16 protein-coding genes and 1 pseudogene are annotated in these 20202 nt (G+C 68.2%); 12 read left to right on the forward strand and 5 right to left on the reverse strand.

What is annotated here, in order from left to right; translation table 11 throughout:
• The first annotated feature begins 259 nt into the window (after nt 1-259).
• From ACVMYR_RS18820 to ACVMYR_RS18835, 4 genes are all read left to right on the forward strand, one after another.
• Nucleotides 260-6604, forward strand: a complete 6345-nt coding sequence (locus ACVMYR_RS18820; RefSeq protein ID WP_457122334.1) for an RHS repeat-associated core domain-containing protein — start codon at nt 260-262, stop codon at nt 6602-6604.
• Nucleotides 6605-7002: 398 nt separating this feature from the next.
• Nucleotides 7003-7374: a hypothetical protein gene (locus ACVMYR_RS18825; protein WP_457122335.1), complete on the forward strand. Its 372-nt coding sequence runs from the start codon at nt 7003-7005 to the stop codon at nt 7372-7374.
• A 157-nt stretch (nt 7375-7531) separates the two neighbouring features.
• The gene (locus tag ACVMYR_RS18830; protein ID WP_457122336.1) at nt 7532-8125 is read left to right on the forward strand and encodes a hypothetical protein; all 594 of its coding nucleotides are present in this window, start codon (nt 7532-7534) and stop codon (nt 8123-8125) included.
• 267 nt (nt 8126-8392) lie between these two features.
• Entirely contained in the window at nt 8393-8629 is a 237-nt protein-coding gene (locus tag ACVMYR_RS18835) for a hypothetical protein (protein WP_457122337.1), read from the forward strand.
• 111 nt (nt 8630-8740) lie between these two features.
• Here ACVMYR_RS18835 and ACVMYR_RS18840 read toward each other — a convergent pair whose 3' ends face one another.
• Nucleotides 8741-9079, reverse strand: coding sequence for a hypothetical protein (locus ACVMYR_RS18840; protein ID WP_457122338.1), 339 nt, complete (start codon nt 9077-9079; stop codon nt 8741-8743).
• 226 nt (nt 9080-9305) lie between these two features.
• On the opposite strand from ACVMYR_RS18840, the gene ACVMYR_RS18845 reads away from it, so the two are divergent.
• From ACVMYR_RS18845 to ACVMYR_RS18880, 8 genes and pseudogenes are all read left to right on the forward strand, one after another.
• Nucleotides 9306-9755 carry a DUF6346 domain-containing protein gene (locus tag ACVMYR_RS18845; RefSeq protein ID WP_457122339.1) on the forward strand — a complete coding sequence of 150 codons (450 nt, stop codon included), beginning with the start codon at nt 9306-9308 and terminating at the stop codon, nt 9753-9755.
• A gap of 132 nt (nt 9756-9887) precedes the next feature.
• Complete coding sequence (locus ACVMYR_RS18850; RefSeq protein WP_457122340.1) at nt 9888-10115, forward strand: hypothetical protein; 228 nt, start codon at nt 9888-9890, stop codon at nt 10113-10115.
• A 199-nt stretch (nt 10116-10314) separates the two neighbouring features.
• Nucleotides 10315-10725, forward strand: a pseudogene (locus tag ACVMYR_RS18855) (DUF6346 domain-containing protein); the annotation flags it as partial.
• 295 nt (nt 10726-11020) lie between these two features.
• The gene (locus ACVMYR_RS18860; RefSeq protein WP_457122400.1) at nt 11021-11233 is read left to right on the forward strand and encodes a hypothetical protein; all 213 of its coding nucleotides are present in this window, start codon (nt 11021-11023) and stop codon (nt 11231-11233) included.
• 274 nt (nt 11234-11507) lie between these two features.
• Complete coding sequence (locus ACVMYR_RS18865) at nt 11508-11744, forward strand: hypothetical protein (RefSeq protein ID WP_457122341.1); 237 nt, start codon at nt 11508-11510, stop codon at nt 11742-11744.
• A 34-nt stretch (nt 11745-11778) separates the two neighbouring features.
• Nucleotides 11779-12342, forward strand: a complete 564-nt coding sequence (locus tag ACVMYR_RS18870) for a hypothetical protein (RefSeq protein WP_457122342.1) — start codon at nt 11779-11781, stop codon at nt 12340-12342.
• Nucleotides 12343-12394: 52 nt separating this feature from the next.
• Nucleotides 12395-12811, forward strand: a complete 417-nt coding sequence (locus ACVMYR_RS18875) for a hypothetical protein (protein ID WP_144082606.1) — start codon at nt 12395-12397, stop codon at nt 12809-12811.
• Between the two features lie 8 nt (nt 12812-12819).
• On the forward strand, nt 12820-13899 hold the full coding sequence (locus ACVMYR_RS18880) for an LLM class flavin-dependent oxidoreductase (protein ID WP_457122398.1): 1080 nt from the start codon (nt 12820-12822) through the stop codon (nt 13897-13899).
• A 55-nt stretch (nt 13900-13954) separates the two neighbouring features.
• Here the strand turns inward: ACVMYR_RS18880 and glgB are convergent, their stop codons facing one another.
• The 4 genes from glgB to ACVMYR_RS18900 all read right to left on the reverse strand — a co-directional run bounded on the left by glgB (nt 13955) and on the right by ACVMYR_RS18900 (nt 20162).
• On the reverse strand, nt 13955-16057 hold the full coding sequence (glgB, locus tag ACVMYR_RS18885; RefSeq protein WP_457122343.1) for a 1,4-alpha-glucan branching protein GlgB: 2103 nt from the start codon (nt 16055-16057) through the stop codon (nt 13955-13957).
• Entirely contained in the window at nt 16045-18081 is a 2037-nt protein-coding gene (locus tag ACVMYR_RS18890) for an alpha-1,4-glucan--maltose-1-phosphate maltosyltransferase (RefSeq protein ID WP_077937111.1), read from the reverse strand. Before ACVMYR_RS18890 ends, glgB begins: the two co-directional genes overlap by 13 nt.
• Before the next feature lie 59 nt (nt 18082-18140).
• Nucleotides 18141-19283, reverse strand: a complete 1143-nt coding sequence (locus ACVMYR_RS18895) for a sulfotransferase family protein (RefSeq protein WP_077937112.1) — start codon at nt 19281-19283, stop codon at nt 18141-18143.
• A 642-nt stretch (nt 19284-19925) separates the two neighbouring features.
• Nucleotides 19926-20162 (reverse strand): winged helix-turn-helix domain-containing protein, encoded by a 237-nt coding sequence (locus tag ACVMYR_RS18900; protein ID WP_077937113.1) that lies wholly within the window; start codon nt 20160-20162, stop codon nt 19926-19928.
• Nucleotides 20163-20202: the final 40 nt, after the last annotated feature.

Here is a 20202-nt window from a genome sequence, read left to right on the forward strand (position 1 = left end):
CGTCCGGTGGGCGGGCACAGTGAATCAGCCCGCGCGACCACGGGGAACGCCGAACATCACATCGGGTTGTCCCTTTCGGACTCCCTGTGGCGCATTTGATCCGCGCGCCACCCTCCTATCGTTACCTTGCCGTGACCTCCGGCCTGAGTGGACGTGAAACATTGTTCGCGCCACGTGGGTGCTCGTTCGGGCACGCTGCGTGGCTTTCTGTCTTCTGTGGAGTGGAGCGCGCATGGTCGGGCACGGGGGAACACGCCTGTTGACTGGACCGAGACGGTTGGTCGCGGTGGTCGTGTCGACGGCGCTGGTGGCGGGGTTGTGGTCAGGCACGCCGGCCGCCGCGAAGCCGAAGGGCGAGGGTGCGGCGAAGCCGCCCGCGACGTCACCGGGCCCCTCGGTGAAGGGCGTCAAGCCGATGCCGACGCGGTTCGTCACGCCGCGCGACGACGCGAAGTCGACCCACCGCCCCGCACGGACGGTGTGGCCGGCCGCCGCGTCGGCGCAGGTCGAGTTGGGGACACCGCAGGCGTTGTCGGCGGGGTCGCCGAAGGCGCGGGCGGCGGGCACGCCGGTGTGGGCGCAGCCGGTGGCTGTCAAAAGCGGACAATCCTCCGGGCCGAAGCGGCTCGCGGTGACGGTGGCCGGCCGCAAGGCCGCCGAGGCGGCCGGCGTCGACGGCGTGCTGCTGTCGGTGACGCCGGACCGGTCGTCGGGCGCGGCGCGGGTCGGCGTGGACTACGCGGGCTTCGCGGAGGCGTTCGGCGGCAACTACGGGTCGCGGCTGCGGCTGGTCCGGCTGCCCGAGTGCGCGCTGACCACGCCGAAGGCGGCGGCGTGCCGCACGGCGCAGCCCCTGGCGTCCACCAACGACCCGGCGGCGCGGACCGTCTCGGCCGAGGTGCCGATGACCGCGTCGGCGTCCGGCGCGCGCGTGGTGCTGGCGGCGGTGGCCGCAGCCGGCGAGGAGGGCGGCAACGGCGGCACCTACGCGGCCACCGACCTCAAGCCGTCCGGCTCGTGGACCGGCGGCGGGAACACGGGCTCGTTCACGTACTCGTATCCGGTGACGGTGCCGCCGGCGGCGTCGGACCTGGTGCCCACGGTGGCCCTCTCCTACGACTCGGGCAGCGTCGACGGGCAGACCGCGTCGACGAACGCCCAGTCGTCGTGGGTGGGCGACGGATGGTCGACGCCCCGCTCGTACGTGGAGCAGACCTTTGCCTCCTGCATGGACGATCCGGGCGGCAGCGCCTCGCCGGTCAAGACCTACGACCGCTGCTACGACGGGCCGATCCTGACCCTGTCGCTGAACGGGTCGTCGACGTCGCTGGTGTGGGACTCGGGCAGCAGCGAGTGGAAGCCGGAGTCGGACAACGGCGAGGTGATCACCCACGTCGTGAACTCGAACAACGGCACCGGCACCTACAACACCGACTACTGGCGGGTGACGCTGCGCGACGGCACGGTGTACGAGTTCGGCCGCAACCGCCTGCCGGGCTGGACGTCGGGCAAGGCCGAGACGAAGTCCGTCGACCACACCCCCGTCTACTCGCCGCACTCGGGGAACCCGTGCTACAACGCGGCCGGGTTCTCCTCGTCGGTGTGCACGATGGCCTACCGGTGGAACCTCGACTACGTCAAGGACGTCCACGGCAACGCGATGGCCTACTACTACCAGCAGGCCACCAACTTCTACGGCCGCAACAAGGGCGCCACCGACGTGTCGTACGTGCGCGACAGCAACCTGTCGCGCATCGACTACGGCTTCACCGACGGCAACGCCTACGGCACCGTGCCGAACCGGGTGGTGTTCACCACCGGCGACCGCTGCCTGTCGGGCACGTGCCAGCCGCTGAACTCGGCCAACAAGGCGAACTGGCCGGATGTGCCGTTCGACCTGATCTGCAACTCCGGCACCGACTGCGACGACTGGAGCCCGTCGTTCTTCTCGACGGTCCGCCTGACGTCCATCGAGGCGCAGCAGTACAACACGGCCACGTCGGCGTACGAGGCGGTCGACTCGTACGCCCTGTCGCACACCATGCCGGCCACCGGCGACGGCACCTCCCCGACGCTGTGGTTGACGTCGGTCGCCCGCACCGGCCACGACACGAGCGCGGGCGGCTCGACGGCGGCGATCACCCTGCCGTCGGTGTCGTTCACCGGGGTCAAGCTGGCCAACCGGGTCGACACCACCGGCGGGCTGCCGAACTTCTACCGGCAGCGCATCAACACGATCACCACCGAGACCGGCTCGGTGATCTCCCCGAGCTACGAGCTGCCGGCGCCGTGCACCGCGCCGGTGACAACCGCCCCGGCCACCAACACCAAGTCGTGCTACCCGGTCTACTGGACCCCCGACGGGTACGTGAACCCGAAGCTGGACTGGTTCCACAAGTACGCGGTCACCCGGGTCACCTCCACCGACCCGACCGGCGGGGCGCCGGCGCTGTCGACCAGCTACAGCTACCTCGGCGGGGCGGCCTGGCGCTACGACGAGAACGAGGTCGTCAAGGCCAAGTACCGCACCTACGGGCAGTTCCGTGGCTACGCCAAGGTGCGCACCTTCAGCGGAGACGGCGTCAACGACCGCCGCACGCAGTCCGAGGTCGCCTACCACCGCGGCATGAGCAAGAACAACTCCACCACCGTGGTCAACCTGACCGACTCGGCCGGCGGCGTCCACGAGGACATCGACGAACTCGCCGGCAGGGAGCTGGAGACGACCCAGTATCTCGGTGAGGGCGGCCGGGTCGACTCCTCCACCATCACCTCCTACTGGGTGTCCGGGGCCACCGCCACCCGCTCGCGCACCGGCCTGTCGGCCCTGACCGCACAGTGGGTCGCGCCGATCAAGACGTACGCGCGGCAGGCGGTGACCAGCGGCGCGTCGCTGACCTGGCGTTACACGGCCAGCGACAACAGCTACGACGCGAACACCGCCAGCGCCACCTTCGGCGAGCTGAAGCACACCTACACCTACACGGTGCCGGTCAACACCGCGTACGACCAGTGCACCAGCTACACGTACGCCCCGGTCAACGCGGGCGCGAACCTGGCCGGGCTGGTCAGCCAGACCGAGACGGTGTCGGTGGCGTGCGGCGGGTTCACCCAGGGCAGCCCCGCCTCCGAGCCGGGCAGCGTCAACGCGCTGACCGCCCCGGCGACGGTGAACCGGCCGGCGCAGGTGGTCAAGGTCGAGCGGAACTTCTACGACGACCCGACGTTCGCCACCACGTTCCCGCAGGCCGCCGCCCCGACCAAGGGCGACGTCACCCTCACCCAGCTCGCCAGGGACCACACCTCCGGCGCCTACGTCTGGCAGACCAGCGGGAAGACCACCTACGACACGTACGGCCGCGTCGTCGACGAGTACGACGCCAGGAACAACAAGACGACGACCGGCTACACCATGAACGCCGTCGCCCTGGTCACCGGGACGTCGACGACCAATGCGCTGCTCCAGACGTCGTCGGCCACGATCAACCCGAAGCGCGGCGGCATGCTCACCAGCACCGACGCGAACAGCGTGGTGACCCGGCAGCAGTACGACGCCCTGGGCCGCGCCACCGCCGTCTGGTTGTACAACCGGGCGACCAGCAGCAACGCCAACCAGAAGTTCACCTACACGGTGTCCAAGACCGGCGTGACGGCGGTGACCAGCCAGAAGCTCAACAACTCCAACGGCTACCAGACCTCGGTGACCCTCTACGACGCCCTGCTGCGCAGCCGGCAGACGCAGACGGTCACCCCGCAGGGCGGCCGGATGATCAGCGATACGTTCTACGACACCCGGGGCTGGACCAGGGCGTCCTACAACGGCTGGTGGGACGACGCGACCACGCCCGCGGTCACCACGCCGGTGTCGGCGGCGACCCTCGGCAAGCAGGTGCCCCACCAGACCTTCACCACCTACGACGGCCTCGGCCGCGCCATCGTCACCACGGCGGCGAAGAACGGCGTCACCGTCTCCACCACCACGACGGTCCACGCCGGAGACCGCACCACGGTCGTGCCGCCTACGGGTGGCGTGGTCAAGGCCACCGTCACCGACCCGCTGGGCCGCGAGAAGGAGCTGCACGAATACCAGGCCCGCCCGACGGTGACCACCCCGGCGGACACCTTCACCGGCGACTTCACCGTCACCGGCGGCACCGCCACGACCAGCACGTACGGCTACGACAGCCGCGGCAACCAGGCGACGCTCACCGACGCCGACAACAACGTGTGGACCTCGACCTACAACCTGCTCGGCCAGGTCGTGGCGAAGTCCGACCCCGACGCCGGCAACAGCAGCATGGTCTACGACGCCAACGGCAACCTCGTCCAGTCCACCGACGGCCGCACCAAGACCCTGTCGTTCACCTACGACGCCCTCGACCGCAAGACCGGCGAGTACGCTGCCACCGTGGCCAGCCAGTCGTCGGCGAATCAGCGCGCCGCCTGGGTGTACGACAACAGCAACGCCGTCGCCGGGGTCACCAACGCCATCGGCAAGCTCACCACCACCACCGCCTACCGCGACGGCCAGCCCTACATCACCCAGCAGAAGGCGTTCAACGTCTTCGGCAGCAGCCTCGGGCAGACCGTCACCATCCCCACCACCGAGGGTGCCCTCGCCGGTTCGTACGTCTTCGGGCACTCGTACACCTCGGTGCTGGGCCTGCCGCTGACCGACACGTACCCGGCCAAGGGCAGCCTGCCCGCGGAGACCGTCCTGCACGGCTACTCCGGCGTGCTGGACCTGCCCACCACCCTCGCGGGCCTCGCCGCCTACACCACCGGCGTCACCTACGACGCCTGGGGCCGGGTCAACCAGCAGAGTATCGGCACCGCCACCAGCGCCGCCTACGTCACCAACACCTACGACACCCACACCAGCCGGCTGACCAACCAGCTCGTCACCCGCTCCACGGCCACCCCGGCCACCGTCGACGAGCAGGAGTACAGGTACGACCTGGTCGGCAACATCACCCGCAAGACCAGCAAACGCCTCGGGGTCACCACCCCGGCCGAGACCCAGTGCTACGGCTACGACGGCCTCGCCCGCCTCACCGACGCGTGGACCGCCACCGACGCCTGCGCCACCACGCCGACCAACGCCGACAAGACCATGGTCGGCAACACCGTCGGCGCCGGCAGTGCCTACTGGACCACCTGGACCATCGACCCGATCGGCAACCGCACCCAGCAGGTCGAGCACAACCTGACCGGCGGCACCGACACGACCACCACCTACACCTACGACGGCAACGGGCAGAACAAGCCCCACACCCTGACCTCCACCGCCACCAGCGGCGGGGCGACCGGGAGCACCTCCTACACGTACGACGCCGCCGGCAACACCACCGGCCGCAACGCCGCCCAGGGCAACCAGACCCTCGCCTGGGACGATGCCGGCAAGCTGACCAGCGTCACCGGCGGCACCAGCGGCAACAACACCTTCACCTACGACGCCGACGGCAACCTGTTGCTCCAGAGGGAACCCGGCAAGACCACCCTCTACCTGCCGGGGCAGCAGCTCACCCTCAACACCGCCACCAACGCCGTCGACGGCAACCGCTACCACGACCTGCCGGGCGGCGGCAGTTGCATCCGCTCCGGCAGCGGCACGGCCTACACCTTCGCCGTCGCCGACCACCAGGGCACCCCCACCCTGTACCTCGACAACACCGCGCAGAACCCCACCTGGCGGCAGTACACGCCGTACGGGGCGGCCCGGGGTGCGGCGGTGGCCGTTCCCGACAACCGTGGCTTCCTCAACAAGCCGATCAGCCCGACCGGGCTCACCATCGTTGGCGCCCGCGCCTACGACCCGGTCATCGGACGCTTCGCCTCCGTCGACTCGCTTCAGGACACCGGCCAACCACAACAGTGGAACGGCTACTCCTACGCCAACAACACCCCGGTCACCCTTAGCGACCCGACCGGATTGATTCCTGACGACTGCAAGCATTTTGACTGTTACGGATATAGCCCCACGACGGGCTGCAGATACGGATGTGGTAGTACCAGAAACGTAGAATGGGGTGAAAGGAGCCGTAAGAGCACTACTCGCGCTAGAATCCATCGAAAAGGCATCAATGCCGGCGGGTTTCGGGGACTGGGGCACCGCGGATGCCCTCTCCCGGATTCGTGCCTCAGTAACGAGGAGCGACGGAAGCGGCAAGAGGCCCAGGAATTGCTGGCTTCCAATGAGCGTACGCTCCAGCAAGAAGTGCAAGAGATGGAAGAATGCAGGGACTCAGATGTCTGCTGGGCCGCATCCGGGGGGCGTGGTAAGCGCAATATTCGTGAGCAGCTAACGGAGGAAGAGAGGCAGGTGCTGAAGGATCGGAAAGATGGCCTCCCGGTTGACCGCAAGGTGTATGAGAGAGCGAAGGCCAAGCAGACCACAAATGAGAAGATCGACTCGCGTAACGGGCAGAAGAGACGGAGTCACTACGGCGCGGGGGGGAAGAAGAAAGAGGAGGGCGGGGAGGGTGTCAAGTTCGAGGCGCCGGTGCCAGGAAATGCGGCAGCGGCCGGTGGGGTGGCCGTCTCGGTCGGCGCGGTCGTCGTCTGCATATTGGTATGCTGGATCAATCCAGCCCTCGTTTCTTGAGTGTTGAGGTAACCTGTTCTGGGGGTTAAGGTTGAGTAGGGATAATGTCCCGAGCAGGGGCTGGGTGTGCAACTACTATTCGATCGGCCTTCCTTTCGGGGAGGGGCAGGGAGATGTGGCTGGGTTGCTGCGGCATGTCGCTGACTCTATCGATGCGCTGTGCTCTGATGGAACTGCCAGCATTCTCGGGATAAACTACAGCAACGGCGAGGTGAATGAATTTGGAGGCTGGCCGAGGGTGGTCGTCTTCTACGCGCTTGAAAGCTAGCACGGGCAGAAGGAGTCAGATTGGCGCAACTCCTAGCAAGGGTAGTTCTTCGCTTATGTCGTTAGCTTGCCTGGCTGCAGGTGCCATGGTTGGTGCCTGCAGCCAAGCGCCAACGCCGCCGATTCTGGCCGTGGACATGACGGGGGAATGGTGTTCGGGCGGCGAAGATATCCTGACGGTCGAGGCCGGAGGAACATTCGATGTCGTAAAGATCTCACACGACTTCTTTGTGGTTCTGCAGGGTGATGACGAATATGTGGAGGGCTACATCCTCAAGCGGGACTACGGGGGTACGCAACCCACGGCTGGCAGCGGCAGTTGGGTCTTCGGTGAAACCGCGACGTCGCCCCGGCTTCGCCTGGATTTCGACAAGCTTGGCTTATCCAAGAACCCGCCTTCCGGTGAGCTGATCGTTCGTAGGACGAATGAAGGGGAGATCGGCCTCTTCGGGTACGAAAGCGATCCTGACGAGGGCTATACCGTGAGATTCCTCAGGTGCTGACAGCGGGTTATTGGTACCCGGTATGTAAGCAACATTCTGTCTCCTCGGTTGCATCATGCGGTCTGCCTGCTGCTATAGCGTGGGCCTCGCAGGCGAGGGCACGGGCATAACTCTGCTGATCGGGGAAGTCTGGGTGGCGGCACAAAGGATCAAGAGGGTGTGGGTCGCGGTGCTGTTGGCTGCACTCTTCATTGCTGTCTTCCTGGCTTCCGCGTTCGCTAAGATCGAGTCTTCCGAGCGCACCTCCGTCTCGGCAGAGAGCGTGGCTGCCTCCGACCCGGAGTCCGTCCCGGGTTTGTCGGGCAAAGGGTGGAAGGTTGACTATCAGGTCGATGGGATTGACTTTGCGGGAAGACATGTCGGCGACCGAATGCCTGGTGAGCTGGTCGTGGAGTGGCAGTCCTCAGGAGGCTTGGCATTTCGGCAGGAAATTTGGGTCGAGAAGGCGCCCTTGTCAGCCTACTGGCACTACCGAACGGCCAACCCGCGGCCGAGGTTCGGCAATGGCGCGGAACGCGATCTCGTCGTCGATGTCTCCCCCTCTGTATCCTTGCATGCAGATTCTCGCGAATTCTTCTGCGGAAACAGGGGGAATTCCCGTGCCGACGTGCTGGAAGACTGCCAGGTGTGGGGATACTGGGCTAGGTACGGCCAGTATCTCCTCTACCTGGAACTCGGCGGCGATCCGCAGCCCAAAAGTGTTATGGAGAGTGCAGTCGCCGATTTCGACGAACGTTTGAATAGGCTGTGACAGGATCGGGCCGAGCTCGTGGGCTCATGTGGGATGAAGGTGGAGCGCAGTTGGCGGGGAGAGCTCACGCTGTGGCGATAGGTCGATGACCCTGACAGCGGCGAGCGGGAAGCCTTCCATCGCAAGTTGTCGTGCTGACGACGTTTCGCGCAGTAACTGGGGTGGCGGTCGCGGTCGGTGCAGTTGTCGTCTGCGTACTAGTGTGCCGGATCAATCCGCTGTGGTTTCTTGAGTCTTGATGGCAATAAGCTTCGAGGGGATTCGAACTTGAGTAACGCGAATGGCCCGAGCCGGGACTGGGTGTGCAACTACTATTCGATCGGCCTTCCTCTTGGGGAGGGGCAGGGAGATGTGGCTGGCTTGTTGCGCCATGTCGCTGAGTCGATCGATTCACTGCAGGCTGACGGAAATGTCAGCGTCCTCGGTCTGAACTTCAGTGCCGGCGAAGTGAACGAGTTTGGAGACTGGCCGAGTATGGTTGTTTTCTACGCGCTCGAAGACTAGCGCATTGTCAGGCGGGTGGAACAGGTGATGACTATTGACAAGATCAGTGCCTAGCTTATGTCGGTGGCTTGTTTGGCCGTGGGTACCCAGAGCCAAAACCAAGTCAGTTGATCATGGGCGGGATGCGTCGAGTAGGGCGGGAATGAGCATCTTGCTGGCGTGGTGACGTTCCATGGCCTGCTGGATTCGGGTGTGGCCGGCGAGGCGGATCAGGGCTATCGCGAGGTTGCGTAGTGCGGCCATGGGGTGGGCGACGCCGCCGAGGTAGGCGTGGTGGGTGTCCTCGCCGAGCAGGATGTCACGGACCCAGTGGATCTTAATTTTCCCACCCACCAGTAGGTGCGCACGTAGCCAGCGATCTCGGCTGGTCAGGCTGGTGACCCCGTGGAGGATCTGTTTGCTGACGCGTTGCCCGTCCGGAGCGTAGACGTCGCGGCGGAGCCGGAACACCGCGCCCGGCGTCGGGGAAATCGATGCCGGTTGCGGGTGCGGTCCAGATTGTGCCGATGATTCGCAAGCCGCTGCGGTGTTCGGCACTGACATTGGTGCTGGTGGCAGTGGTTGCCACCGGGAGTCGGTTGGTGATCGCGGCGAGCAGGGCGGGTCTGTTGGCTTTGACGGTGAACACGTAGCCGCCCTGGCGTGGTACCAGGTAGCTGGCGGTGTCGTGGCTCGGGTGCGCGGCGTCGGCGGTGATCACCATCGCGGTGATGTTGATCGGGTCCAGCAACGGGCCGTGCAGGCCACGGGTGGGGCGTGCGCGCGGGTCGGTCCGATCAGCGGGTACGGCTTCGGGTACTGGTGGGACTGCGATGCCATCCTGCGGGACGGTGACGGAGCAACGCGCGTGGTCCGGGTGGGTCCCTCCGTCCTGACCCCTGACGACCTGGGCCGGACTGTGGAGATCAGGGAGAGCTGCCGCGACGGCAACTGCGAGTACGGCAGGGCCGCCAACCAGTGGCTGGAGGGCCTGCTGTTGGCCGTCGGCAAGCTGGGCTGGTTTCTGATGATCATCCTTGGCGGGAGCGCCGTCGTTGCCGTCGTCAGGGCTGTCCTTGGTGCGCCCAGGTACCTTCGGCTGCACGCCCGCCTGTTTCCCCGCAAGGCAGACGGGTCCACCGGGTAGAACGACGGATGCTCTGTGCCGTGCTCATTCTGACGATCGATGTGGGGACCGGCACCGGAGCCCGCCCCCGTACGCGGAGGTGTCATCGTGGGGCGAGCGGTTGTGGCAGTCTCCTTCGGACTGCTCCTGATCGTGACGGGTCTGGCTCTCGCGGCCGACTACCGGGGCATCGCGGCCCGGCACATCGAGCTGGCCCAACGCCTCGTGCGCCCGATCGGTCTCGGCGGCAGGACGAGTCGAGTCGACGAGCGACCTCGGGATCGCTTCATCCTGTTCGACCGGGCGTTCGGGATGTTGATGGTGCTGCTGGGTGTGGTGGCCCTGACCGGCGGCGCGTACCTGCTCGCGTCGCAGGCATGAGCGTGCCCAGTCGGGGGAGGCCGTCCTCGGCGATCACCTGGCTCCTGGCGATTTTCGTCGTGATGTTCATCGACGAAGGCGAGAGCGCGCGGGCAGTCTCGGGGAACGCGACGGGTCGACCGTCCGACGGCGGCGGCCGGACAGGGGGGCCGTGGTGAGCCTGACCTCTCCCGAGGAGACCGCGGCGAGGCAGCGCGAGATGATTGCCGCGTACGAGCGACGCGGGCCGTTCTGGGGCCGGCTGGCGCAGTTCGGAACGGCGGTCGCCTGCGCCGTGGCCATCGTCGTCTCGTGGCTGGTGTTAAACACGATCACGGGCTTCTACTCGGGCACGGGAGTGGTGAAGTCCACCCCGGCGGAGCGTCCGGCGCAGGGCATGGTGGGGGAGTGCCGGAGGGTCGGGCCGGTTAGCGGCGACGGCTTCGGCTACTGGTGGCGTTGTGCGGTGACCGTCCGGACCGGCGACGGGCGCGAGGTGCGGATCGTCACCCGCAACTCCGCCGTCACCCCGGCAGACCGGGGCGGGCCGGTCGACTTCCGGGAGGCGTGCTTCGGCAAGGGCAACACCGACTGCCGGTACGGCCGGCCGGTGTCCCGGGTGTGGGCGCTGGCCGTGACGATCCTGGGCATGGCACGGATCGCGCTGACCATGATGCTGATCCTCGCCGTCGGCGTCTACCTGATCACTGCGGTGGTCGGTGTTCCCCGGTACTTCGCCTGGGTGAACCGCCGCGAGGCGCGGCGCAACAGGGTCGTGCCGCTGCCCGTCATCCTGACCAATCGCCCCGACCCCTACCCTGGGCCGACGAGCCCGTGCCTGCGGATCACCTTCACCTGTCCCGACGGTCCCTTCGCGGAGTTGTACCGGTCGACCGGGCCGCGGCTGCTTGCTCGCCGGTGTCGAGGTGCCCGTGCCCGGCTGGGGCAGCCACGAGTTCTCGGTGCCGGCCGGCCCGAGCAGCGTGCGGGTCGTCGTGCCCGTCGGCGGCACCGACGACTTCGCCGTGGCCGAGCACGAGGTCACGGTCGGCGTGGGCGAGACCGTGGAACTGGAGTACGTGGCCCCGACGGTGCTCGGCCTCTCGGGCAAGATCCGCGTGACGGGGCGCACCGGGTAGCGGCCCGGGTCGAGACGAGGCCGGGCCGGCCACCCGCGGCGGGGCAACCGGAAGCACTCCTACACTTACGACGCTGCCGGCAACAGGGGTGGATACATTGTCGAAGAGGTGGCCCTACGCGGTGGGGTTGGCGTGCCTCCTGGTCCTGGCTTGCTGTTGGGTCAGCGTGGGGCACTTCGTCTGGCCTCCTGTCGACGAAGAGGCGCTCTGTGGTGCATGGCGTGCATCCACCGGAAGCCGGATTGACGTAAGGCGGGAAGGCTCTTTCTCGGCCGTGGATGTGCCCTTCGCGGATTCGGTGATCTCCGGCAGCGGTTCATGGGAGTTCGGGCAGGGCGCGTCGGTCGAGGGTGTGCTGACACTGCGCTTCGAGCAGGCTCGCGCCAGCCTGGAGGTCAGAACTCGTCGGGACCTGAGCGGAGCCCTGCGCCTGCTGGCGAACGACCCCGAGAGCGACGAAGAGGAGCTGCAGTATCTGAAAGAAGGTGACTGTGGACTCGAATCGCGTTGAGCCGTTCTCAGGCTGGCTTTCATCTAGGGGTGCCGTGCTGAAGCACCTTCCGTGGGTCCCCGTTGCCGTGGTCATGATGGTGGTGTCCGGCTGTCAATGGATCGTCCCGGGTGACTCGGTCTATGCTGTCGGCGTCGCGCGGATCGGTCAACGGATACATGTTCTCGCGCCGCTCTGCGAGGGCGAGCGGATCGAGGGCGTGGAGGTCTATGACAATGATGCGGCCTCGAAGCAGACGGCCGTTGCGATCGCCGAAGCTGGCTTCACGTACTGGGAGGTCGAGCAACCGCGGACCGAAGCGGTGGCGAAGGGAGCCATCATTATCGGTGTGGAGGAGGCGTTCGCACGGGTGATTGTTGCGGCGGGCAGTCGCGGTCCACTACCGGACGTCGCTGGCATCGAACTTACCGTACGCCGGGGTGATGCCGAGCATGTCGTTTCCGATGTGTTCCGAGCGGCGGCGGTGCCGTCCTATGCGGCGGATGCGGACCCCGACGGTGTGGAGTTCCTTTACAACCAGGGAGCCCGGTCGGAGAAGATGCTGACCCCTGCTGAGATCGTCAAGGAATCGGGGTGTGCATTCGACAAGGTGGCCTGACAATATTCTGGGGAATTGGCGGTCGCCGTGTGGAAGGTGTCGTGCAAGCGAAATGCAACGAAAGCGGAAGTTCGTTGTTGTTGGCGGCGTGGTCCTGCTGTTGATCTGCTGCGGCACGTTCGGTCGCACTGTCTGGCCGCCAGTCCAGGTCGAAGCCCTGTGCGGCACGTTCGAGTCGCAGTTGAAGGGGTCGATCAGTTTCGCGTCGGACGGTTCGTTCTCGGCTTCTAACATCACATTCGGCCGGAACGCCGCTGCCGAATTGGAGAGGATTTCTGGTACGGGCGAGCTGGAGCTGGAGCGAAGCCTGACCGCCAGCACCGAGGCAACGCTGGTGATGAAGGATGCAAGGGCTCGTGTGGGGCTGGAGGTGGAACGCGGTTGGCGGGGCGAGGTCATACTGTGGCGATACGTCGATGATCCCGACAGTGGCGAGCGGGAAACCTTCCGCCGCACATCGTCCTGCTGACGCTAATGATGCGCTGGATCGAGCCCGTTCTGGCTTTTCGGTCATTTGCGGCGATAATCTTCGAAAGGATTCGGAATTGGATAACGCGAGCGTCCCGAGCCGGGACTGGGTGTGTAACTACTATTCTATCGGGCTGCCTCTGGGGGAAGGGCTGGGTGCTGTTCGCGGCGGCAGCCGACAAGACCCGGCGGATCCGGTTCGGACCAAACGTGACCCACGTCTTCCTGCGCGAGCCGACGCTGATCTGCCAGCAGGCCGCGACGCTCGACGAGCTTACCGACGGGCGCGTCGAACTCGTCGTGTCGACCGGAAACTTCGGCCTGCTGGCGCAGTACGGCATCGACTGGGCCAACCAGAAGCCGCTGTCGCGGCTCAAGGAGGCCCTTCACGTGATGCGGACGTTCCTCGCCGACGGCACGATCACGTTCGAGGGCGAGTTCTTCCGCTACAACGGCCTCTACACGTTCGCGCGCCCCGTTCAGGAGCAGATCCCGATCAAGCTTGGCGGAATGAGGGGGCCGCGTTCGTTCGAGGTGGCGGGCGAGCTCGCCGAGGGCCTGCACCATGCGCTGTCGTACTCGCGGGAGGCCTACGACTACATGGCCGAGCACGTCCGCGTCGGTGCCGAGCGCGCGGGCCGCGACTGGCGCGAGCTCGACATCGGCGCGTGGGTCGTGACCGTCGTGTCGGAGGACTCCGCGGCGGCCAAGCGCGCCGCGCGCATCCTGGTCGCCTTCTACGTCTCGTCGATGCCCGAGGAGCAACTCGCCCGCCACGGCATCGACGCGGCGGAGTTGCAGCCGGTGGTGGACGCCCTGAGCGCCGGCGACATCGCCTCGGCGGTCGAGCGCTTCCGCCCGGAGTACGCCGAGAAGCTCTCGATCGCCGGCACGCCGGAGGAGTGCGTCGAGAAGATCAAGGCGGACATCCAACCGTCGGGTGTCAACCACATGATCCTCGCGCTCGCCGACGCGGCGCTCGTGAAGCTGTTCTCCGGGGAGGACGTCCCGAACGTCCCGGACATCAAGGGCCAACTGCGCCTCGTGGCTGAGCGGATGATGCCGGCGTTCGCGCCCGAACTTCCCTGAACGGGGTGCCACCACCGCGCCCCTGGACCGCCGTCCAGGGGCGTCCCTCGCCTGGTCAGTCGCGGCGCAGCCAGAGCACGCCCAGCGGCGGCACCCGCAGCGCCACCGACGCCGGCAGCCCGTGCCACGGCACGCCCTGCGCGTGCACCTCGCCCAGGTTGCCCACCCCCGAGCCGCCGTAGTGGTGGGCGTCGGTGTTGAGCACCTCCGTCCACGTCCCGGCGGCGGGCAGCCCGACCCGGTAGTCCTCCAGCGGCCGCGCCGAGAAGTTCGCCACGCACACCAGCGTCGCGCCGTCGGGGGCGATCCGCACGAACGACACCGTGTTGTGGGTGACGTCGTCGCCGGCGATCCAGCGGAACCCGGCCGGCGTGGTGTCCTGCGCCCACAGCGCCGGGGTGTCCCGGTAGACGCGGTTGAGGTCGCCGACGAGGCGCTGCACGCCGGCCCGCGCGGGGTCGTGCAGCAGGTACCAGTCGAGGCCGCGCTCCTCGCTCCACTCCCGGTCGTCGCCCAGCTCGCAGCCCATGAACAGCAGTTGCTTGCCCGGGTGCGCCCACATGTACGCCAGCAGCGCCCGCGCGTTGGCCAGCTGCTGCCAGGTGTCCCCGGGCATCTTCGCGACGAGGGAGCCCTTGCCGTGCACCACCTCGTCGTGGCTGATCGGCAGCACGTAGTTCTCGCTCCACGCGTACGCCAGCGAGAAGGTGAGCTGATGGTGGTGGTGCTGGCGGTAGATGGGGTCCTTCGACGTGTAGAGCAGGGTGTCGTGCATCCAGCCCATGTTCCACTTGAACCCGAAGCCGAGCCCGCCGTCGGCGGTGGGCCGGGTCACTCCCGGCCACGCCGTCGACTCCTCGGCGATCATCACCACCCCGGCGTGGTGCTTGTAGACAGTGGCGTTGACCTCCTGCATGAAGGCGATCGCCTCCAGGTTCTCCCGGCCGCCGTGCACGTTGGGGGCCCACTGCCCCTCGGGCCGGGAATAGTCGAGATAGAGCATCGACGCCACCGCGTCGACCCGCAACCCGTCGATGTGGAACTCGTCGCACCAGTACAGCGCGTTGGCGACGAGGAAGTTGCGCACCTCGCGGCGGCCGAAGTCGAAGACGTACGTGCCCCAGTCGGGGTGCTCGCCGCGGCGCGGGTCGGGGTGCTCGTAGAGCGGGGTGCCGTCGAAGCGGGCCAGCGCCCACTCGTCCTTGGGGAAGTGTGCGGGCACCCAGTCCAGGATCACCCCGATGCCGGCGTTGTGCAGCGTGTCGACGAGGTGCCGGAAGTCGTCGGGGTTTCCGAACCGGGACGTCGGCGCGTAGTAGCCGGTGACCTGGTAGCCCCAGGAGCCGCCGAACGGGTGCTCCATCACGGGCAGGAACTCCACGTGGGTGAAGCCCAGCTCCGTCACGTACGCGGTGAGCTGTTCGGCCAGCTCCCGGTAGCCGAGGCCGGGCCGCCACGAGCCGAGGTGCACCTCGTACACGCTCATCGGCTCCTGGTGCGGCTGCCGCCGCGCCCGGCGGGCGAGCCAGTCGTCGTCGGTCCACTCGTACGCCGAGCGGTGCACCACCGACGCGGTGGCCGGCGGCACCTCCGCGTACGCGGCGAGGGGGTCGGCCTTGTCCCGCCACCGCCCGTCGGCGCCCAGCACCCGGTACTTGTACTTCGCGCCGGCCGGCACGTCGGGCACCAGGATCTCCCACACGCCGCTGGAGCCCAGCGACCGCATCGGCCAGCCGTCGTCGGGGTTCCAGCCGGTGAAGTCGCCGACGACCCGCACGCCGCGCGCGTTGGGCGCCCACACGGCGAACGCGACGCCCGCGTCGAGCACCCGCGCGCCGAGGGCCTCCCACAGCCGCTCGTGCCGGCCCTCGCCGATCAGGTGCAGGTCCAGCTCGCCGAGGGTGGGCAGGTGCCGGTACGGGTCGTCGCGCAGCGCGCCGTCGACGTCGACCCGGTAGTCCAGCACGGTGCCCGGCAGGACGACCTCGAACACGCCCGCGTCTTGGACCCGGGTCATCGGGTACCGCTGCCCGCCGACGACGGCGCTCACCCGCCGGGCGCCCCGGCGCAGCGTGCGGATCGTGGTGCGCCCGTCGGCGGGGTGCGCGCCGAGCACGGCGTGCGGGTCGTGCGCGGTGCCGGCGATCAGCTCGTCCATCGTGGCTCGTCCTTGTCAGCAGCAGCAACGGCGTCGGTGGTGGGGGCGGTGTCTGCGGTGGCGGGCCGGCGCACGGTGAACACGTGCGCGGGCTGGAGGTACGGGTCGAGCCGCACGGCGTTGCGCTGCCCCCAGTCGTAGACCGCGCCGGTCAGCTCGTCGTGCACGGTGAACCGGTCGGCCCAGTCGAGGCCCAGCGCCGGCATGTCCAGGGTGGTGTTGCCCCACTGCACGGTCTGCGAGTCGAACGAGCAGACCACGAGCACCGTGTTTCCGGTGTCGGGGTCGTGCTTGGACCAGCACAGCAGCGCCGGGTTGTCGATGTCGTGGAAGACGAGGTTGCGCAGCCGGTGCAGGGCCGGGTTGTCGCGCCGGACCCGGTTGAGGGTGGCGATGAACGGGGCCAGTGACCGCCCCTGCGCCTGCGCGCCGGCCCAGTCGCGGGGCCGCAGCTCGTACTTCTCGTTGTCGAGGTACTCCTCCGCGCCGGGGCGGGCCACGTGCTCGAACAGCTCGTAGCCGGCGTACATGCCCCAGGAGGGGCTCAGCAGCGCCGCCAGGACCGCCCGGATCTTGAACATCGGCGGGCCGCCGTGCTGCAACGACTCGTGCAGGATGTCGGGCGTGTTGGGCCAGAAGTTGGGCCGCATGTGGTCGGCGGAGGCGACCAACTCCTCGCAGTACTCCCGCATCTGCGCGGCCGTCGTGCGCCAGGTGAAATAGGTGTACGACTGCGTGAAGCCGATCTTGCCGAGCCCGTTCATGATCGCCGGCCGGGTGAACGCCTCGGCGAGGAACAGCACGTCCGGGTCGACCTTCTTCACCTCGGCGATCAGCCAGTGCCAGAAGTCGAATGGCTTCGTGTGCGGGTTGTCCACCCGGAAGATCCGGATGCCCTCGCCGACCCAGTGCAGCACCACCCGCAGGATCTCCGCCCGGATGCCCTCGGGGTCGTTGTCGAAGTTCAGCGGGTAGATGTCCTGGTACTTCTTCGGCGGGTTCTCCGCGTACGCGATGCTGCCGTCGGCCCGGGTGGTGAACCACTCCGGGTGCTCGGTGACCCACGGGTGGTCCGGCGCGCACTGCAGGGCGAGGTCCAGCGCCACCTCCAGGCCCTGCTCGGCGGCGGCGGCGACGAAGTCGCGGAAGTCCTCCAGCGTGCCCAGATCGGGGTGGATGGCGTCGTGGCCGCCCTCGGCCGCGCCGATCGCCCACGGCGAGCCCACGTCGTCGGGCCCGGCGGTGAGCGCGTTGTTGCGGCCCTTGCGGTTGACCCGGCCGATCGGGTGGATCGGCGGAAGGTAGAGCACGTCGAAGCCCATCGCCGCGACGCCGGGCAGCCGGTCCATCGCGGTGGCGAAGGTGCCGGAGCGGGCCGGGGCGTCCACGGTCGCCGGGATCGCCCCCTCGGAGCGGGGGAAGAACTCGTACCAGGCGGAGAAGAGTGCCCGGGGGCGGTCCACCCACAGCCGGTGCTCGTCGCCGGTGGTGACCAGCTCGCGGACCGGATGCGCCCAGAGCAGGTCGGCCAGGTCGAGGGCCGGGGCGACGCGGGCGGGCAGTTCCCGGCCGTCGTCGTCCAGCGCGGCCACCGCCGCCTTGACCCGCGCCACGTCGCCCGCCGGCACCACGGCCAGGGCGGCGGTCAGCACGCGTACGCCCTCGGCCAGGTCGTTGGCCAGCTCCGCCGCGCCCTGCCCGGCGGCGATCTTCTTGGTGACCGCGTTCTGCCAGGTCAGGTACGGGTCCTGGAACGCCTCGACGGTGAAGGTCCACTCGCCGACGGCGTCGGGGCGGATGGTGGCGTGCCACCGGTCGTGGCCGGGCTCGCCGGGGCGCATCCGGGTGAACGGCCGGGCCCGCCCGTCGGGGCCGAGCCAGACCACGTTGCAGCCCAGCGCGTCGTGCCCCTCCCGGTAGGCGCAGGCGGACACCGGCACCGCCTCGCCGACCACCGCCTTGGCCGGGTAGCGACCGCAGGAGACGGCGGGGGACACGTCTTCGATCGGGAACCGTCCAGTCACCCTGTCAACCTACCTGTGCGAGATCGTCTCGCGCGCGGGCAAGCTCTCCCCGGATCCCGCTACGGCTCGATCAATCCCCGCACGAGCGGGTCGTCCGGGTCGACGACCGGATGCTCCGCGAGGACCGCCCGCGCCTGCGCGTGGTCCTCCGCGGCCAGGGCCGCCGCCGGGTTGCTGCGGCGGCTCGCCCGGGACAGCACGGTGCCCTCCTGCGAGTCGGCCGAGAAGGTCGCGTACGCCGCGTCGACGCCGTCGGCCGGCAGGCCGCAGTGGTCCAGCACGGCGGCGAGGGTCGCCTTCGGGTCGGCGGCGAGCGCCTCGTAGGCCACCGGCAGCAGCGGCACCTCGGCGCGGCGCAGCGCGCGGTAGCGGTCCAGCACCGACAACCAGGTCAACACGTACGCCTCCGTCGGCGTCGGCTGCCGTTCGTGCCGGGCGACGAAGGGCATGATCAACGGGGCCTGGGCCAGCACGTACTTCAGGAACGCCAGTTGCGCCCCCGGGTCGGGCAGGTGCGGCGTGAAGCCCTGGTGCATCGACTCCAGCCACGGGCGCGCGTCGCGGTGCAGGAACACGCCCCGGGCGGCGGGGAACACCTCGTGGAACAGGTCGCCGAGCTGGATGCCGCTGGCCCGGAACTTGACCGCCAGCGTCTCGGCGCCCCCGCTCCCGGTGTCGCTCCCGGCGTTGGCGAGGACGCGGACGCAGCTGCGGATCAGCCGCGCGTACTCCGCGTCGCGGTCCGGGTCCTCGTGCCGCAGCAGCGCGATCTCGGTGAAGACGTCGGGCTCGGAGTAGCTGCGCACCCCGGCCACCTCGCCCAACGCCCTGCTGAGCAGCGTCGACCCGCAGCGCCCGACGGAGTAGACCAGGACCAGCCGGGCCGGGTCGGGCAGGCCGTCGGCGAGCCGGTGCAGGGTCTCGTAGGGCACCGTGACCAGCCGCTGCGCGGCCCGGTACTGGTCGAGGTAGAGGAACGGCCCGCCGGCCAGGTCGACCCCGGGCGGGGCCTGCACGAAGTACGCGAGGCGGTGCTCGTCGTCGAGGCAGTGCAGGCTGACGTCGGGGTCGCCGAGCAGGCTCTCCGCCGGCACCGAGCCCCCCGGTCGTACGACGAAGTTGTGCGGGCTGGCCGGGACGAACTCGGCCGGCGCGACCTTGTCGAGGATGTCCAGCACCTGCGCGGACCCGTTCGTATCCATCGATGCCAGACGCTACGCGGAATCACGGTGCGCGATCAAGCCCTCGCGGAGCGCTGAGCTGGTGGATGCCCCCCGTGGGTGGCGGGCGGGGTGTCGTGCCGGGCTCTGATCCCGTGGTCCCGCGGCTCCATCGCGTGGCCCGCGACCTGCGGCATGTTCACGCTCCGTGGTGTGAGTGCTGCTGGGCTCGAATGGTGCGACGGGTCCTACTGTCGGTGACCCCTGCCCGACCAAGCTCAACCCTTCGCCCTTCCTTTGCTCTGCACCCATCGACGCAGCACCCGGTTCTAGCTGCTTCTATTAAGTATGTGGATGCTTGGAGGGGTGGGAGGGGGTGTTGCGCTGCGTGAGCGTTGCGTATGTGGGTGCAGAGCAAAGGGCGCGTCCATGCTTGGTGCTTGCTCGGCGATGGTGACGTTGGGTGGTCGTTAGTGCCGAGTGGGGGCGGTGGCGAGCGGAAGCGGTGGGAGTGGAGGCGGTGGGAGTGGCGGAGTGGGGCGCAACCCCGGCTGATGGCCGCCCTGCTTGACCGCCTTGCTCCACCCCGGTCGCAGGCGCGTGGATCGCCCGGCGACTCGTGCTCCCCAAGGTGGTAGATCTTGGTATCAAACGGCCCCTCTGGGGGCCGAAACTTACCAAGATCTACCCGGCTGTCGCCGGAGGGCTCTGCGCCACGAACGAGCCCTTGCCCTGGTGCACCTCGATCCAACCCCGCTCGTCGAGGATCCGCAGGGCCAGTCGGATCGGCGTCGCGCTGGCGCGGTACTGCTCGCACAACTCGGTGATGGAGGGCAGTTTGTCGCCGGGCTTGAGCGTGCCGCTTCGGATCGACGCGGTGACATCGTCGATGACCTGCTCGTATACAGGTTGTCTGGGCATGGCAGGGCCACCTCTCGTCAGCCCTCCGAGCATGCCACCC

The organism is Micromonospora sp. PTRAS2 (genome assembly GCF_054052245.1).

What these genes read in the sequence shown, in the direction of transcription:
- ACVMYR_RS18875 (WP_144082606.1), top strand. Translation starts at nt 12,395, where the DNA reads ATGCAACGAAAGCGGAAGTTCGTTGTTGTTGGCGGCGTGGTCCTGCTG.
- ACVMYR_RS18895 (WP_077937112.1), bottom strand. Translation starts at nt 19,283, where the DNA reads ATGGATACGAACGGGTCCGCGCAGGTGCTGGACATCCTCGACAAGGTC.
- ACVMYR_RS18900 (WP_077937113.1), bottom strand. Translation starts at nt 20,162, where the DNA reads ATGCCCAGACAACCTGTATACGAGCAGGTCATCGACGATGTCACCGCG.
- ACVMYR_RS18880 (WP_457122398.1), top strand. Translation starts at nt 12,820, where the DNA reads ATGCGCTGGATCGAGCCCGTTCTGGCTTTTCGGTCATTTGCGGCGATA.
- glgB (WP_457122343.1), bottom strand. Translation starts at nt 16,057, where the DNA reads ATGGACGAGCTGATCGCCGGCACCGCGCACGACCCGCACGCCGTGCTC.